This is a genomic window from Pseudomonas sp. B414 (genome assembly GCF_055408445.1).
The window spans coordinates 146796-162499 of record NZ_JBUZTQ010000003.1 but is presented as its reverse complement, the minus strand read 5'-3'; the positions used below and the strand labels follow the sequence as shown (position 1 = coordinate 162499).

The window sequence follows — 15704 nt, the reverse complement described above, 5'->3', positions numbered from 1 at the left end:
ATCATGCAGGCCGTACAGCGTCAGATTGCTGCAGACCTCAAGGTCCAGCCGCCATTCAAAGACCTCGCTGCCCTTGAGGCCGAAGTTGCCCGACGCATCACCTTTATCCAGTGCTGCCTGCACAACGCCAGGCTCAAGACCCTGGTGCTGGGCATCAGCGGCGGCGTCGACTCACTGACCGCAGGCCTGATGGCGCAACGCGCAGTGCAGCAATTGCGCGAGCAGACCGGCGACCAGGACTATCGTTTTATTGCCGTGCGCCTGCCTTACGGCGTGCAGCACGACGAAGCTGACGCCACGGCGGCGGTCGATTTTATCAACCCGGATGAACGCCAAACCGTCAATATCGGCCCAGCGGTCAAGGCCCTGGCAGCGGAAGTCAGCGCATTTGAAGGCAAGCCGCCAGCCACAGTTGATTTTGTACTGGGCAACACCAAGGCGCGGATGCGCATGGTGGCGCAGTACACCATCGCTGGCGCGACTGGCGGGCTGGTGATCGGTACTGACCACGCGGCCGAAGCGGTGATGGGCTTTTTCACCAAATTCGGTGATGGCTCCTGTGATCTGGCGCCGCTCAGCGGCCTGGTAAAGAATCAGGTACGGGCGATTGCGCGGCATTTTGGTGCGCCGGAATCGCTGGTGGAGAAAGTCCCGACAGCCGACCTCGAGGACCTGGAGCCGGGCAAGCCGGACGAAGCGTCCCACGGCGTGACCTATGCCGAGATCGATGCCTTCTTGCATGGCGAGCCAGTGAGCGAAGAAGCGTTCAATATCATCTGTCGCACGTACGAAAAGACCCACCACAAGCGTGAGATGCCGTTCGCGCCATAAAACCTGTGAGTGCGGGCTTGCTCGCGATGGCATCACTACGGTCTGTCAGGCAGACCGCGTCGCTCCCATCGCGAGCAAGCCCGCTCCCACAAGTACCGCACCTGTATCAAGGCAGTTATCAGAGCCAGCCAGAAAAAACGGAATGACCCCCGCATTTTTTTTCGCTTGTGGCCCCCGCATTCAAAGGCTTTGATAGGCATCTATTTCGTCGCCAGAGCCCTGCCCCATGTCTTCTTTCGATGGTTTGTTCTCCCTTGTCGATTCTTTGCTCGGCCAACCAGCCAGCACCTGGTTGCGTGAACATGTCGAGGTACCTGAAGGGCTGCTGCGTTTCAGCTGGCATGAGCAAGCGCTGCACCGGGTGTGGCTCGCCGAAGCCCTGAACCTGTGCCTGCTGCACAAGCTGGTGGAAGCCGTACCGGATGGCCGACGCTATGTCGAAGAGCAGGCACGCCAGGGCCGCAAGGTGGTGTTTGACCACGGCGCCATTCGCACGGTGGACTGGCCTACCAACGGAGAGCTGCCCCGCGGCCGTCAGGCATTCGCTCGACTGCTGGAGCCTCTGGGCTTTACCGATGTCCGAACCTATCCACTGACCAAGCTAAGCATGACTGGCTGGGGTTACAGGCAAATGGACCTGCCCGAGGATATCGCGCAGTTTTTTGTCTCGGAGCTGCATCCGGGCCGGTTTAGCGAGGCTTTTCAACAAGCCGTGACCCGCGTGGTCAGTTCCAGCCTCGACCCACTACAGGCCGAACACCACAGCATCCTCCAGCGCCTGAGCCTCACCCGCCATTGCAGCCTGGCCGAAGCACACACCCTGTTACCGGCGCTGTATCAGGCATTTGGCCGCCAGCATGGCGTGGTGCAGGAAGCGGACTACCAATGCCTGCTCAGCGAAAGCGCCGAAATGGCCTGGATTGCCACCGAGGGCAACAGTTTCAACCACCTCACCGACCGGGTTGCCGACCTCGAAGCCTGTGTCGCGCAACAACGCGACCTGCAACGCTCCATGAAAGACAGCATCGAAGTCTCGGCTTCCGGGCGAGTGATGCAGACCGCGTATCGCGCTTGCACCGTTAAGCGCGGCCTGGTCGATAGCACGGGGGTTTACCGCGAGCACGCAGTGCCCGGGTCGTTTGTCGAGTTTATCCAGCGTAAGGTCGACCCCGACACGGGCCGCATCGATCTGAACTTCGACAGCAGTAACGCCCAGGGCATTTTCAAGATGACCGACTCAAAAGCCTGACCCTGAACGCAAACAGCCCTGACACAAGGTCAGGGCTGTTGGTCGGCTTGCACGGTCTTATTTAAGAACCACAGCGCCTTTCATCATCGAGTTGTGGCCCGGGAAGGTGCAGAAGAATTCATACTCTTCGCCCGCTTTCAGCTTGGCCACGTCGAAGGTTACCGAGTCTTTCTCACCGGCGCCGATCACTTTGGTGTGAGCGATAACACGCTCGTCGCCGTCTTTCAGGTAGTTTTTATCCAGACCGGCAGCAATACCGTCGGTGGAAACTGCCTGCATGTCTGCCTTTTTGCTCAAGACCCAGTTATGACCCATGACATTTTTCGGCAAGCTGCCGGAGTGAGTCAGGTTAACGGTGAAGGTCTTGCAGGATTTGTCGATGACGATCTCTTTGGTGTTGTAAGACATCTGGTCGGTCGAATCGACGGTTACAGCGCACTCAGCCGCCAGCAAATGGCCGCTGGCCAGAGTCAAAAGGGATACCGCAACAACTTTGGCAAACATGGTGTATCTCCAAGGCAGGGTATGGGTAAGCAAAAATCTGTATACAGATTGCCTGAAAATTGTATCGATTCATATGATCTACGTCATGGTCTATCGCCGCGATCGACACAATCCATCCCAAAATGGATTTCAGGCTTATAACCATAGGTCATCATTTTGAATTTTGTAGGAATAAGTGAAGGGATTTAATCCACATCCAGCTTTTGGGTAGGTGTAGAGTCTTATTTTCAGCAGTAAGTGCTACCTTGCAAAAACCCAGCTAACGGCTAAGCACTAATACAGGGCAGAATACGCGCCGCTTAACCTCACCTTCGACCCCGAGAGGATCGCCCATGGCCAAACCAAACTATAACTTCGCTAAGCGTCAAAGAGACTTGGCTAAAGAGCAGAAGAAAGAGGAAAAGCTTGCCCGCAAGAAAGCGGCTGCTGAAAGCGGCATCCTAGATACCGAACTGGATCATGAAGTCGACGCTGAAGCGCAAGATGAAGTTGCCGCAGAAGATACCGGCACCCCGGAAGACAAAGCTCCAACTGCTTAAGCCCCCTCGGCCCGGTTATCCACAACCCGGCCCACAGGATCTGTGATCAGGATCAGCAGCCCGGCTGTTGATCCTCGCAGTTGCCTGAACGCCCTCAGACGCTTTAAACATCACACCCTTACTCTGCGACAGTAAACAGCCTACGTACGCCTGGCAGGCTTGTCGACGCCCAGAAAGCACAACGCCAGCCCTAAGGCTGGCGTTGGCTTTTGTGTGGGAGCGGGTTTGCTCGCGATGGGGTCACCGCGATTCGGCACAAACCGCGTCGTCTGCATCGCGAGCAAGCCCGCTCCCACAATCCGTCAGTTATTTAGCGCGGCACTACCGGCTTACGGGCCGGGCGCTGGCTTTTGCCGCCCTTGGCCGCTTCCTGACGCTCTTTGGCAGCCTGTTTGTTACGCGCAAACGCTGCGGCCTTGGCCTGTTCGCGCTTGTCCCACGGGTTGCCACCATCGCTGGCACGCGGCGGCAGGCCGGTGTGCTGGGTGAGGATCTTGGTGGTCTTCTCCCCGGCGACTTTGTGGCTGCCAGCAGGTGTCGAGTTTTTGCGACGCGCACTCTGGTAGCTGTCAGTTGCAGGCTGATGCAGCGGAATCAGTTGGTCCTTACCCGAACCGATCAGGTCGGCACGGCCCATGCGGGTCAGGGCTTCACGCAGCATCGGCCAGCCCTTCGGATCGTGGTAACGCAAGAACGCCTTGTGCAGACGGCGCTGCTCTTCGCTCTTGACGATAGTGACCGAATCGCTCTTGTACGTGACCTTGCGCAACGGATTCTTGCCCGAGTGGTACATCGCGGTAGCAGTCGCCATCGGCGACGGGTAGAACGCCTGCACCTGGTCGGCACGGAAACCGTTGGTCTTGAGCCAGATGGCCAGGTTCATCATGTCTTCGTCTTTGGTGCCCGGGTGGGCCGCAATGAAGTACGGGATCAGGTACTGCTCTTTACCTGCTTCCTTGGTGTACTTCTCGAACATGCGCTTGAACTTGTCATAGCTGCCAATACCCGGCTTCATCATCTGGTTGAGCGGACCTTCCTCGGTGTGTTCCGGGGCGATCTTCAGGTAACCACCGACGTGGTGGGTAACCAGTTCCTTCACGTATTCCGGCGACTCGACTGCAAGGTCGTAGCGCAAGCCAGAGGCGATCAGGATCTTTTTCACGCCCGGCAAGGCACGCGCACTGCGATACAACTGGATCAGCGACGAGTGGTCGGTGTTCAGGTTCGGGCAGATGCCAGGGAACACGCAGGACGGCTTGCGGCACGCGGATTCGATTTCCGGGGTTTTGCAGGCAATCCGGTACATATTCGCGGTCGGGCCGCCAAGGTCGGAAATAACGCCGGTAAAGCCTGGCACCTTGTCGCGGATCTCTTCGATCTCGCGAATGATCGACTCTTCGGAACGGTTCTGGATGATCCGGCCTTCGTGCTCAGTGATCGAGCAGAAGGTGCAGCCACCGAAGCAGCCACGCATGATATTTACCGAGAAGCGGATCATGTCGTAGGCAGGGATCTTTTCCTTGCCGTACGCAGGATGGGGAATACGTGCGTAAGGCATGCCAAACACGTAGTCCATCTCTTCGGTGGTCATCGGAATCGGTGGCGGGTTGAACCACACATCCACTTCGCCATGCTTTTGTACCAGCGCACGGGCGTTGCCCGGGTTGGTCTCAAGGTGCAGCACGCGGTTGGCGTGGGCGTACAGAACCGCATCGGCACGCACTTTCTCGACCGATGGCAAGCGGATTACCGTCTTGTCACGGGTCATGCGCGGGCTGGCCAAAATTTGTACAACCTTGGCTTCGTTCGGGTCTTCTACCGGGCCCTTTTCCTGCTCGATGGCGCAGGCCTGGGTGTCCTGGGTATTGACGTACGGGTTGATGATCTTGTCGACCTTGCCCGGACGGTCGATACGCGTGGAGTCCACTTCGTACCAGTCTTTTGGCGTATCACGGCGAATAAACGCGGTGCCGCGAACGTCAGTGATGTCTTCGATCTTGTGACCGTAGGACAGACGCTGGGCCACTTCAACAATGGCCCGCTCGGCGTTGCCGTACAGCAGAATATCGGCGCAGGCGTCGATCAGGATCGAGTTGCGTACACGGTCCTGCCAGTAGTCGTAGTGCGCGATGCGGCGCAGGGAGGCCTCGATGCCGCCGAGTACGATCGGCACATTCTTGTAGGCTTCCTTGCAGCGCTGGCTGTACACCAGGCTGGCGCGATCCGGACGTTTGCCAGCCATGCCACCAGGGGTGTAGGCGTCATCGGAGCGGATCTTTTTGTCAGCGGTGTAGCGGTTGATCATCGAGTCCATGTTGCCAGCCGCGACGCCGAAGAACAGGTTCGGCTCGCCCAGCTTCATGAAGTCGTCTTTGGACTGCCAGTTCGGCTGGGCAATGATGCCCACACGGAACCCCTGGGACTCCAGCAAGCGACCGATGATGGCCATGCCGAACGACGGGTGATCGACATAGGCATCACCGGTGACGATGATGATGTCGCATGAATCCCAGCCAAGCTGATCCATCTCCTCCCTGCTCATAGGCAGGAATGGCGCTGGACCGAAACATTCGGCCCAGTACTTCGGATAGTCAAATAGAGGCTTGGCTGCTTGCATGTCGATGACCGGTGTTGAGTACAGAAAATGGGGGCGCGTCATTTGCTAAGAAATTCGCGGGCGCGGAATATAGCACAAAAAGTGATCAATTCCGACGGCAATGGTCGGAATTGATTGGCACAGGCAGATTGTCTGTGGGAGCGGGCTTGCTCGCGATTCAGGCGGCGCGGCCCATCTGATTGACCGCGTCGATGCCATCGCGAGCAAGCCCGCTCCCACACTCCCCATTCAGAGGAGCTGTTGACGATTAATCGTCGTCGAAGTTGTAACTGCCCGGCGCCAGGTTTTCAAAGCGCGTGTATTTGCCGATAAACGCCAGGCGCGTAGTACCGATCGGGCCATTACGCTGCTTGCCGATAATGATCTCGGCAATGCCCTTGTGCTCGGTCTCGGGGTGATACACCTCGTCCCGGTACACAAACATGATGACGTCGGCATCCTGCTCGATGGCTCCGGATTCACGCAAGTCGGAGTTGATCGGGCGCTTGTTGGGCCGCTGCTCAAGGGAACGGTTGAGCTGTGACAGCGCCACTACCGGGCAGTTGAATTCCTTGGCCAGGGCCTTGAGGGATCGGGAAATCTCGGAGATTTCGTTGGTACGGTTGTCACCGCCCGAACCCGGAATCTGCATCAGTTGCAGGTAGTCGATCATGATCAGGCCGATATCGCCGTGCTCACGTACCAGGCGTCGGGTACGGGCGCGCATTTCCGACGGGCTGATACCGGCCGTGTCATCGATAAACAGCTTGCGGTCGTTGAGCAGGTTGACCGCCGAGGTCAGGCGCGGCCAATCGTCGTCTTCGAGGCGACCGGCACGAACCTTGGTCTGGTCGATACGACCCAGGGACGACAGCATACGCATGATCAGCGATTCACCTGGCATCTCGAGGGAGTAGACCAGTACCGCTTTTTCGCTGCGCAACACGGCGTTTTCAACCAGGTTCATCGCAAAGGTGGTTTTACCCATCGATGGACGACCCGCAACGATAATCAAGTCTGCAGGCTGCAGGCCGCTGGTCATGCCGTCCAGGTCGGTATAACCGGTGGACAGGCCAGTGATGGCGTTGTCGGTATTGAACAGTGTATCGATACGGTCGATGGCTTTGGTCAGCAGGTCATTGACGCTTACCGGGCCGCCGGTTTTTGGCCGGGCCTCGGCAATCGCGAAAATCTGCCGCTCGGCTTCATCGAGGATTTCTTCGGCGCTACGCCCTTCCGGGTTGAACGCGCTGTCGGCGATCTCGGTGCTGATACCGATCAGCTGACGCAAAGTCGCACGCTGGCGCACGATTTGGGCGTAAGCCTTGATGTTGGCGACAGACGGCGTGTTTTTGGCCAGCTCACCCAGGTAACCCAGGCCACCGACTTGCGAGGTCTGACCTTCCTTGTCCAATTGCTCGGCAAGGGTCACGACGTCGATCGGCGAGTTCTGGTCCGCCAGTTTGGCAATGGCGCGGAAGATCAGGCGGTGGTCATGTCGATAGAAATCACCGTCCGAGACCTGATCCAGCACGCGTTCCCAGGCGTTGTTATCCAGCATCAAACCACCGAGCACAGCCTGTTCGGCCTCGATGGAATGCGGAGGCACCTTCAGGGCTGCGGTTTGTAGATCATATTGCTCAGGAGCGGAGATATCGTTCATGGCCACTTGGTTGTTCAGAAAAGCAGGGGGTTTGAAAAACAGGAACTGCACAAATACAAAGGGCACGACCTGTAAACAGGATCGTGCCCGATGTTAACCGTCCGGCACGCAAGGTGCCAGTCAGTTAAGACTGCTTAAGCAGCTACCACAACAACGCGTACGGTTGCTTCAACTTCGGCGTGCAGGTGCACAGCCACGTCGAATTCGCCAACGTTGCGGATAGTGCCGTTCGGCAGACGAACTTCGCTTTTAGCAACTTCAACGCCGGAGGCGGTCAGTGCATCAGCGATGTCGTGAGTACCGATCGAACCGAACAGCTTGCCTTCGTCGCCAGCGGTGGCAGTGATAGTCACTTCCAGCTCAGCCAGTTGGGCAGCGCGTGTTTCAGCCGAAGCTTTCTTGTCTGCAGCAGCTTGTTCCAGCTCAGCACGACGCTCTTCAAACGCAGCCAGGTTGGCAGCGGTTGCAGCGGTAGCTTTGCCGTACGGCAGCAGGTAGTTACGACCGTAACCGGCCTTAACATTTACTTTGTCGCCCAGGTTGCCCAGGTTCGCGACTTTTTCCAGAAGGATCAGTTGCATGTGAAAATCCTCTTAACTTTTAACCTTCACCGTCCGCAGAGTCTTTATCGGTGCCTTTCGGCGCCAGACGTCCGCGAAAATAAATCAGGCTGTCGACAATGGCCAAAACCACGAGCAACGGATAGATCAGCTGCATAAACAGCAACAGCGTGACGTACAACCCCACCAGCCAAAACTTGGCCAGTCGCTTTTGCGCCACCAGCCCATGAATCAGGGCCAGCCCGGCGAAGAACAACGCTACGCTGCACAACGGCGTAAGCATGGCCATTTCGGGACCGAAGTTCGGCCCTACAAGCATGCACGCCAGCAATACGAGCGCTGGTCCCAGCGGTAGGCGGATGCTGCGAAATTCGCTGGCAAAACCGCCCGGGTTATACAACAACGCCTGCCAATAACGCCCAAGCATCAGGCTAAGCACGCTGACGACCTGCATCAAAGCTGCAATCAAACCGGTGAGGACGGGTGCAATCAATGCTCCAAGGCGCGCTCGCTCTACGTCAGATAACTTGTCGTAGAGACCATTGAGGACCTGCGGCAGAAGTTTTTCCAACTCCTGCGCCATCGCACCAATGGGTTCGCGGAAAACCGTACCCAGGATCACGCCATACACCACACCCAACGCTACGCTGACCAGCAGCACGCGATTCCAGGACTGGCCGGCGCGTAACATCAACGCCAACCCCAGAGTTCCCAGCAACACCATAAGGGTGCGAGGCTCTCCGATAAACCACCAGACCAAGGCCGGCAGTAAAGCCCATGAGAGGATGCTCAAGGCATCTCTCGGACCGCGCCGCAGAAGCACAAGGCAACCTGCAGCAGCACTCAACCAGAACAAGAACGGCAATGCCGCACATCCGGCCACGATTAACGTGGCCTGCACACGGCCTCGCATGATGAACTCAGCTAAGGCGCGCATGCTTTCAATCCTTTACTACTTGTCGACTGCCCGGTCTCAGCGGCCGTGGCTGTCGGTGTAGGCCAGCAGGGCCAGGAAGCGGGCGCGCTTGATAGCGGTGGCCAGCTGACGCTGATAACGAGCTTTAGTACCGGTGATACGGCTTGGAACAATTTTGCCGGTCTCGGATACGTAAGCTTTCAGAGTGTTGAGATCTTTGTAATCGATCTCTTTCACTTCTTCTGCGGTGAAGCGGCAGAATTTACGACGACGGAAGAAACGTGCCATGTAATTGGCTCCTCAAAAGGTCCGTGGATTACTCGTCAGCGTTATCGCTGGCGTCGCTGTTATCGCTGTCATCGCCATCGGCGCTGTCAGAATGCTCAGGACGGTCACGACGCTCACGGCGCTCACTGCGGTTCTCTTCAGCCTTGAGCATCTCGGACTGGCCAGTTACGGCTTCGTCGCGACGGATGACCAGGTTACGGATCACAGCATCGTTGTAACGGAAGTTGTCTTCCAGCTCAGCCAGGGCTTTGCCAGTGCATTCAACGTTCAGCATCACGTAGTGAGCCTTGTGAACATTGTTGATTGCGTAGGCCAGTTGACGACGGCCCCAATCTTCCAGACGGTGGATTTTGCCGCCGTCTTCTTCGATCAGCTTGGTGTAACGCTCTACCATGCCGCCGACTTGTTCGCTTTGATCCGGGTGGACCAAAAAGATGATTTCGTAATGACGCATGAATGCTCCTTACGGGTTGTAGCCTGCCGCTAACTAAAAAGCGGTCAGACAAGGAGTGAATGACACTTGTGTGTCTTGCCTAGAGAGGCACATATGCGCCCGCCATGACGGCAAGGGGCGCAATTGTAGAGAAGGGACAACAGAGGCGCAAGGCAATTGGTGATTATTTGAACAATCTTTGCCTATAGACACCACAAACCAATGTGGGAGCAGGCTTGCTCGCGATGGCATCAGCACGGTCATCCAGAGACCGCGCGTGACACCCATCGCGAGCAAGCCCGCTCCCACATTTCAAAGCTGCTTTGCTTACTTCTTTTTCGCAGGCGACTTGGCTTTGACGCTGCGCTGACGCAGGGCTTCGAACAGGCAAACGCCCGTTGCCACCGACACGTTCAGGCTGCTGACGCTACCAGCCATCGGCAGGCGCACCAGGTAATCGCAATGCTCACGCGTCAGACGACGCATGCCTTTGCCTTCGGCACCCATGATCAGGATGGTCGGGCCAGTCAGGTCTTGCTCGTACAGCTCCTGCTCGGCTTCGCCGGCAGTACCGACGATCCACAGGCCGCGCTGCTGGAGCTTTTTCAGGGTGGCTGCCAGGTTGGTAACTGCAACCAACGGAATCACTTCCGCTGCGCCGCAGGCTACTTTTCGTACAGTCGGAGTCAAGGTTGCAGACTTGTCCTTCGGCACGATAACCGCCAACGCACCGGCCGCATCGGCCGTACGCAGGCAAGCACCGAGGTTGTGCGGATCGGTCACGCCGTCCAGCACCAGAATCAGCGGAGCACCTTCGGTGCGATCCAGCAATTCGTTGAGCATGGCCTCGCCCCACACCTGGCTCGGGCTTACATCCGCCACAACACCCTGGTGCACGCCTTCGACCCAAACGTCCATTTCGCGACGTTCAGCGTTGCCCACCGGCACCCGGCTTTCATCCGCCAGAGTGATCAGGGTTTGCACGCGAGGGTCGCTACGACCCTCGGCCAACCACACTTGCTTGACGCGCTTGGGGTGATGACGAAGCAACGCTTCTACGGCGTGAATGCCGTAGATTTTTTCCAACTGACTCATGACTTGGCCTTAGGTTTGCGCGACCCGCCGCTTTTGGCAGCAGGAGCGGCGCCCGATTTTGGCGGGCCTTTACGATGTTTGCTCGGTTTTGAAGGTTTGCCTGCATCTTTTGCAGGCGCCCCTCTACCCGACTTTCCCGGCTCCGATGTCCGACCGCCGCTTTTCGATTCGGCCAACAGCGCCTGTTTCAATTCACGACTTTTGCGCAGCTCGGCGTTTTTTGCCGCCGCATCGCTTGGGCGATAGGCATCGTCGGTGGATTTTTTAGCCGGTTTGGCCGGCGCACTGCGACGTGCCGCCGGGGCTGGCTCAACCGGCTTTTCAGTCGGTTTGGTGCCTGCCTTGCCAGCATTCTTGGCTTTAGGCGCATCAGCAGTGCGATTTTTACGACCAATCGGCGCACTGAGGGTTTTTTCTGCCATTTCGAAGTCGATCTTGCGCTCATCGAGATCGACACGCATGACCCGCACTTCAACGGTATCGCCCAAGCGGAAGCTGCGACCGGTGCGCTCGCCCGCCAGGCGGTGATGCACAGGGTCGAAGTGGTAGTAGTCACCCGGCAAGGCGGTCACGTGGACCAGACCTTCGACATAAATGTCGGTCAACTCCACGAACAGGCCAAAACCGGTCACTGCCGTTACCACACCCGGGAACGACTCGCCGACACGATCCTTCATGAACTCGCACTTGAGCCAGTTGGTCACGTCACGGGTCGCTTCGTCGGCACGGCGCTCGCTCATCGAGCACTGCTCACCGAGCTGCTCCAGGATCGCTTCGTCGTACGGATAGATGCGCGCTTTCGGAATGGTCATCGCGCCAGCACGGCGAACGTGCGGGGTGTCCATTTTGGAATGGATCACGCTACGGATCGCACGGTGCGTCAACAGATCCGGGTAGCGGCGGATCGGCGAGGTGAAGTGGGTATAGGCTTCATAGTTCAGGCCGAAGTGGCCCTGATTATCAGCGCTGTACACCGCCTGGCTCAACGAGCGCAGCATCACGGTCTGGATCAGGTGGAAATCCGGACGATCCTTGATGCTGGCCAGCAATGCCTGGTAATCCTTCGGCGACGGGCCGTCCTTGCCTTTGTGCAGGCTCAGACCCAGCTCACCAAGGAACGCGCGGAGCTTTTCCAGACGCTCGGGCGGCGGACCATCGTGCACGCGATACAGCGCTGGAATTTCGTGCTTCTTGAGGAATTCCGCAGTGGCTACGTTGGCTGCCAGCATGCACTCTTCAATCAGCTTGTGCGCATCATTACGGGTGGTTGGGCGAATATCGGCGATTTTGCGATCGGAACCGAAGATGATCCGGGTTTCCTGGGTTTCAAAATCAATCGCGCCACGGGTATGACGAGCGGCCAGCAACACCTTGTACAGCGAGTACAGCTGCTTGAGGTGCGGCACTACATCAGCGTATTCGCTGCGCAGTTGCTTGGCTTCGCTGGTTTTCGGCTGCTCCAGGATGGTGCTGACCTTGTTGTAGGTCAGACGCGCCTGGGAGTGGATCACCGCTTCGTAGAACTGGTAGTCAGTCATTTCGCCGGTTTTGGAGATGGTCATCTCGCAAACCATGGCCAGACGGTCGACATGCGGGTTCAGGGAGCACAGACCGTTGGACAGCTGCTCAGGCAGCATCGGGATCACGCGCTCAGGGAAATACACCGAGTTGCCGCGAACCTGGGCTTCGGCATCCAGGGCCGAGCCGATTTTCACGTAGCTGGAAACGTCGGCAATCGCCACGTACAACTTCCAGCCGCCGGAGAACAGGCGCAGCTTGCCAGGCTTGGCTTCGCAGAATACGGCGTCATCGAAGTCACGAGCATCTTCGCCGTCAATGGTGACGAACGGCAGATGACGCAGGTCGATGCGCTTCTCTTTGTCTTTGTCTTCGACTTCCGGCTTCAACCGGCCCGCTTCCTTAAGGACAGCTTCAGGCCAGACGTGGGGAATGTCGTAAGTGCGCAGGGCAATATCGATTTCCATGCCCGGAGCCATGTAGTTGCCTACAACCTCGAGCACATCGCCTTGCGGCTGGAAACGCGGCGTCGGCCAGTGAGTGATCTTCACTTCGACGAACTGGCCGATTTTCGCGCCAGCATTGCGGCCCGGGGTCACCAGTACTTCCTGCTGGATCTTCGGGTTGTCGGCCACTACAAAGCCGATGCCGCCTTCTTCAAAGTAACGACCTACGATGGTTTCGTGAGCACGCGAGACCACTTCGACGATCACGCCTTCGCGGCGGCCACGGCGGTCCAGCCCCGAAACACGGGCCAGCGCACGGTCGCCATCGAACACCAGACGCATTTGCGCCGGGCTCATGAACAGGTCGTCGCTGCCATCATCCGGGATCAGGAAGCCGAAGCCATCGCGGTGACCACTGATGCGGCCGAGAATCAGGTCGAGCTTGTCCACCGGCGCATAAGTACCACGGCGGGTATAGATCAGCTGGGCATCGCGCTCCATCGCACGCAAGCGACGACGCAAGGCCTCGATTTGGTCTTCTGTAGTCAGACCGAACTCTTCCACCAACTGTTCACGAGCAGCAGGCGAGCCACGCTCGGCCAGGTGCTGAAGGATCAGTTCGCGGCTAGGGATAGGGTTTTCGTATTTTTCCGCTTCACGTGCGGCCTCGGGATCGAGGGTCTGCCAATCGGCCATTAGATAGTTTTCACCTTGTCTATATGCGGGTTAGTTTGGCATACGCGTATTGAAACGGGAAATTTCAGGCACTCACCGGGCCTTAATAGTCCTTTCTGACGCAGTTTGACGCTGCCGACCAACCGTTCGCGAAATATTTTCGATATTTTTAAACACAACGCTTTACAGGTCAAAGGTTCGTCCGTAAGATGCGCGCCATCAACAACGGCAACAGCGTTGAAGATACTGCCCAGATGGTGAAATTGGTAGACACGCCAGCTTCAGGTGCTGGTGATCGCAAGGTCGTGGAAGTTCGAGTCTTCTTCTGGGCACCAATTCGAGATTGCAGAGTAGTACACTCTTCAGCCTCACACAAAAACCCGCGAAAGCGGGTTTTTGCATTCTGGATCTTCTAAGCCACTGATTTAATAAAATTAAAACAGGGGTTTACAGATCCAAAAGCTCTCCGTATTATGCGCCACATCAACAGCGGCAACGTTGCTGATACTGCCCAGATGGTGAAATTGGTAGACACGCCAGCTTCAGGTGCTGGTGACCGCAAGGTCGTGGAAGTTCGAGTCTTCTTCTGGGCACCAATTCAGGTTTACAGGTTCACCCTGTAAAACCACTCAAAAAGCCCGCGAAAGCGGGCTTTTTAGTTTCCGGGATTCCTCTCCCCGCCTGCGATAACTTTTATCAGCGATCCCAAGGTCGTATTTGATAATCCATCTCATCCGCATTAATATCCAGCCAACTTCATACCTCTAGCGCGTCCTCCTGGATTCTCGTGCACGACACCAACGACCGGCTCCAGCTCTACCTCGCCCATCGACTTGCTCTGGTCGACTACGCCGCACCCATCGTGGGCTGCCGCGCCAAGGCAGAAGATGTAGTGCAAGATGCCTGGCTGCGTTTCAGCCAGGGCACGGACACCCTTATCCCGCTAACACAGCCGGTCGGCTATCTGTATCGCATCGTGCGCAACCTGGCCTTTGACCTCAACCGCCGGGCCAGCCTGGAAAACCGCCATACCACCCACGGTGAATCACTGGACGAGCATGTTTCCAGCAGCCCGTCGCCCGAACAGCAAGCCTTGCATCTGGACGAACTGCGCAAATTGCAACATGCTTTGGCCCGCTTGCCGGAACGCACGCGCCAGGCCTTTGTGCTGCATCGACTGCAAGGCCTGACATTTCAAAAAATCGGCACGCAACTGGGCATATCCGTGAGCCTGGCCCACCAATTGGTCCGCGACGCCCTGACCTACTGCGCGGAACAACTGAGTGATGAGTGACAACCCGAACCCGATCTGGGAAACCGCACTGGACTGGCTGCTGCTGATCCAGGAGAACCCCCACGACACCGAACTTGCCGAACGCCTGAACCAGTGGCGCGCCAGCGCGCCGGAACATGACGCGGCTTATCGCAAGGCGCTGAAGGTATGGAGCCTGAGCGGCGAGGCCTTGAGCCTGCCGGCAGCTGCTGCCCCCATCCCCTTGGCAGCCCGCCCGCCCCCGCGTCTTACCCGGCGCAAGCGCGCACTGGTCGGCGCTGCGGTAGCCGCCAGCGCCATGCTGATGTGGCTGCCCGACTGGCAAGCGATGCAGGCCGACCACAGCAGCCCTACTGCTGAACACCGCACCATCGCACTGAGCGATGGCAGCCAGATGCTGCTGGACAGCGACACCCTGGCCAACGTGCAGTTCGATCCAGAGCATCGGGAAGTCACCCTGCTGCGCGGCCAGGCATTTTTCTCGGTCAAGCCTGATGCCCTCCGGGCGTTCTATGTGAATGCCGGTGATGTAAGAGTTCGCGTGACTGGTACCGAGTTTGCCGTAAGCCTGGGTGATCAAGGCGTGGATGTGAGTGTCGAGAGCGGTTCGGTCGCGGTACAGACACCACAATCCTCAAGTTCTGCTACGCACCTGCTGGGCAATGGTGATCAGTTGCACTTCACCACCCGCGACCAGCACACCCGCATTGTGCAATTGCCCCAAGAGCAAATCGCCCCCTGGCGGCGCTGGCAGTTGGTGGCGATCGATCAGTCCATCGATGATGTGATCATGCAATTGCGACGGTATCAGCCCGGCCTGATTCTGTTGACCGACAAGGCACTGGGCCAGCGTCGCATTACTGCTGCGCTCAACCTGCGCGACCCCAAGCGCGCATTGCAAACCGCCATTGCCCCACTGGGCGGCCGCCTGCAAGACAGTGTGCCTTATACCCTGATTGTTTCGGCCAAGCCCTAACCCTCGGGCTGCAAATCCTGCCTGTGGGAGCCCCCACACAGCTGCCAGCCCCATAAAACTATTTTCATTTATTTCTGGAAATCCTCTTCGCCCAAGAGTCTTTACCTACGAACGTCACTGATAAAGATTCGCATTAGTGACT

General features: G+C 57.7%; 14 protein-coding genes and 2 tRNA genes. 7 read left to right on the top strand and 9 right to left on the bottom strand.

The features are described from left to right. Positions 1–3: 3 nt before the first annotated feature. Positions 4–831 (top strand): ammonia-dependent NAD(+) synthetase, encoded by an 828-nt coding sequence (nadE, locus tag ACZRMH_RS04245; protein ID WP_464012306.1) that lies wholly within the window; start codon positions 4–6, stop codon positions 829–831. A 226-nt stretch (positions 832–1057) separates the two neighbouring features. After that, positions 1058–2080, top strand: coding sequence for a 2-oxoadipate dioxygenase/decarboxylase family protein (locus tag ACZRMH_RS04240; protein ID WP_464012305.1), 1023 nt, complete (start codon positions 1058–1060; stop codon positions 2078–2080). Between the two features lie 57 nt (positions 2081–2137). On the opposite strand, the gene azu is transcribed toward ACZRMH_RS04240, so the two are convergent. Then, entirely contained in the window at positions 2138–2584 is a 447-nt protein-coding gene (gene azu, locus ACZRMH_RS04235; RefSeq protein WP_464012304.1) for an azurin, read from the bottom strand. Positions 2585–2916: 332 nt separating this feature from the next. On the opposite strand from azu, the gene ACZRMH_RS04230 reads away from it, so the two are divergent. After that, the gene (locus ACZRMH_RS04230) at positions 2917–3123 is read left to right on the top strand and encodes a hypothetical protein (RefSeq protein ID WP_464012303.1); all 207 of its coding nucleotides are present in this window, start codon (positions 2917–2919) and stop codon (positions 3121–3123) included. Between the two features lie 310 nt (positions 3124–3433). Here the strand turns inward: ACZRMH_RS04230 and ACZRMH_RS04225 are convergent, their stop codons facing one another. The 8 genes from ACZRMH_RS04225 to rnr all read right to left on the bottom strand — a co-directional run bounded on the left by ACZRMH_RS04225 (position 3434) and on the right by rnr (position 13334). After that, entirely contained in the window at positions 3434–5740 is a 2307-nt protein-coding gene (locus ACZRMH_RS04225; RefSeq protein ID WP_464012385.1) for a YgiQ family radical SAM protein, read from the bottom strand. 247 nt (positions 5741–5987) lie between these two features. After that, positions 5988–7382: a replicative DNA helicase gene (dnaB, locus tag ACZRMH_RS04220; protein ID WP_016783319.1), complete on the bottom strand. Its 1395-nt coding sequence runs from the start codon at positions 7380–7382 to the stop codon at positions 5988–5990. 134 nt (positions 7383–7516) lie between these two features. Then, positions 7517–7963 carry a 50S ribosomal protein L9 gene (rplI, locus tag ACZRMH_RS04215; protein ID WP_003439047.1) on the bottom strand — a complete coding sequence of 149 codons (447 nt, stop codon included), beginning with the start codon at positions 7961–7963 and terminating at the stop codon, positions 7517–7519. A gap of 19 nt (positions 7964–7982) precedes the next feature. Beyond that, positions 7983–8879 carry a hypothetical protein gene (locus tag ACZRMH_RS04210; RefSeq protein WP_464012302.1) on the bottom strand — a complete coding sequence of 299 codons (897 nt, stop codon included), beginning with the start codon at positions 8877–8879 and terminating at the stop codon, positions 7983–7985. 36 nt (positions 8880–8915) lie between these two features. Further along, a complete protein-coding gene (rpsR, locus tag ACZRMH_RS04205) occupies positions 8916–9146 on the bottom strand; it encodes a 30S ribosomal protein S18 (RefSeq protein ID WP_003171373.1) in 231 nt (76 codons plus the stop codon). A 28-nt stretch (positions 9147–9174) separates the two neighbouring features. Continuing rightward, positions 9175–9600 carry a 30S ribosomal protein S6 gene (gene rpsF / locus ACZRMH_RS04200; RefSeq protein WP_003439045.1) on the bottom strand — a complete coding sequence of 142 codons (426 nt, stop codon included), beginning with the start codon at positions 9598–9600 and terminating at the stop codon, positions 9175–9177. A 306-nt stretch (positions 9601–9906) separates the two neighbouring features. Continuing rightward, entirely contained in the window at positions 9907–10674 is a 768-nt protein-coding gene (gene rlmB / locus ACZRMH_RS04195; protein WP_464012301.1) for a 23S rRNA (guanosine(2251)-2'-O)-methyltransferase RlmB, read from the bottom strand. Then, complete coding sequence (gene rnr, locus ACZRMH_RS04190; protein WP_464012300.1) at positions 10671–13334, bottom strand: ribonuclease R; 2664 nt, start codon at positions 13332–13334, stop codon at positions 10671–10673. Before rnr ends, rlmB begins: the two co-directional genes overlap by 4 nt. A 227-nt stretch (positions 13335–13561) precedes the next feature. Here rnr and ACZRMH_RS04185 point away from each other — a divergent pair. The 4 genes from ACZRMH_RS04185 (at position 13562) to ACZRMH_RS04170 (ending at position 15562) form a co-directional block, all read left to right on the top strand. Beyond that, positions 13562–13648 (top strand) — tRNA-Leu (locus tag ACZRMH_RS04185). A 174-nt stretch (positions 13649–13822) separates the two neighbouring features. Beyond that, positions 13823–13909 (top strand) — tRNA-Leu (locus ACZRMH_RS04180). A gap of 191 nt (positions 13910–14100) precedes the next feature. Then, complete coding sequence (locus ACZRMH_RS04175; protein WP_464012299.1) at positions 14101–14607, top strand: sigma-70 family RNA polymerase sigma factor; 507 nt, start codon at positions 14101–14103, stop codon at positions 14605–14607. After that, positions 14600–15562 (top strand): FecR family protein, encoded by a 963-nt coding sequence (locus ACZRMH_RS04170; RefSeq protein ID WP_464012298.1) that lies wholly within the window; start codon positions 14600–14602, stop codon positions 15560–15562. The genes ACZRMH_RS04175 and ACZRMH_RS04170 overlap by 8 nt, the downstream gene beginning before the upstream one ends. Positions 15563–15704 lie beyond the last annotated feature (142 nt).

Coding starts and splice junctions, on each gene's coding strand:
- rlmB (WP_464012301.1), bottom strand. CDS start 10,674: ATGAGTCAGTTGGAAAAAATCTACGGCATTCACGCCGTAGAAGCGTTG.
- rpsF (WP_003439045.1), bottom strand. CDS start 9,600: ATGCGTCATTACGAAATCATCTTTTTGGTCCACCCGGATCAAAGCGAA.
- dnaB (WP_016783319.1), bottom strand. CDS start 7,382: ATGAACGATATCTCCGCTCCTGAGCAATATGATCTACAAACCGCAGCC.
- rpsR (WP_003171373.1), bottom strand. CDS start 9,146: ATGGCACGTTTCTTCCGTCGTCGTAAATTCTGCCGCTTCACCGCAGAA.
- nadE (WP_464012306.1), top strand. CDS start 4: ATGCAGGCCGTACAGCGTCAGATTGCTGCAGACCTCAAGGTCCAGCCG.
- rplI (WP_003439047.1), bottom strand. CDS start 7,963: ATGCAACTGATCCTTCTGGAAAAAGTCGCGAACCTGGGCAACCTGGGC.
- azu (WP_464012304.1), bottom strand. CDS start 2,584: ATGTTTGCCAAAGTTGTTGCGGTATCCCTTTTGACTCTGGCCAGCGGC.
- rnr (WP_464012300.1), bottom strand. CDS start 13,334: ATGGCCGATTGGCAGACCCTCGATCCCGAGGCCGCACGTGAAGCGGAA.
- ACZRMH_RS04210 (WP_464012302.1), bottom strand. CDS start 8,879: ATGCGCGCCTTAGCTGAGTTCATCATGCGAGGCCGTGTGCAGGCCACG.
- ACZRMH_RS04230 (WP_464012303.1), top strand. CDS start 2,917: ATGGCCAAACCAAACTATAACTTCGCTAAGCGTCAAAGAGACTTGGCT.
- ACZRMH_RS04240 (WP_464012305.1), top strand. CDS start 1,058: ATGTCTTCTTTCGATGGTTTGTTCTCCCTTGTCGATTCTTTGCTCGGC.
- ACZRMH_RS04225 (WP_464012385.1), bottom strand. CDS start 5,740: ATGCAAGCAGCCAAGCCTCTATTTGACTATCCGAAGTACTGGGCCGAA.
- ACZRMH_RS04170 (WP_464012298.1), top strand. CDS start 14,600: ATGAGTGACAACCCGAACCCGATCTGGGAAACCGCACTGGACTGGCTG.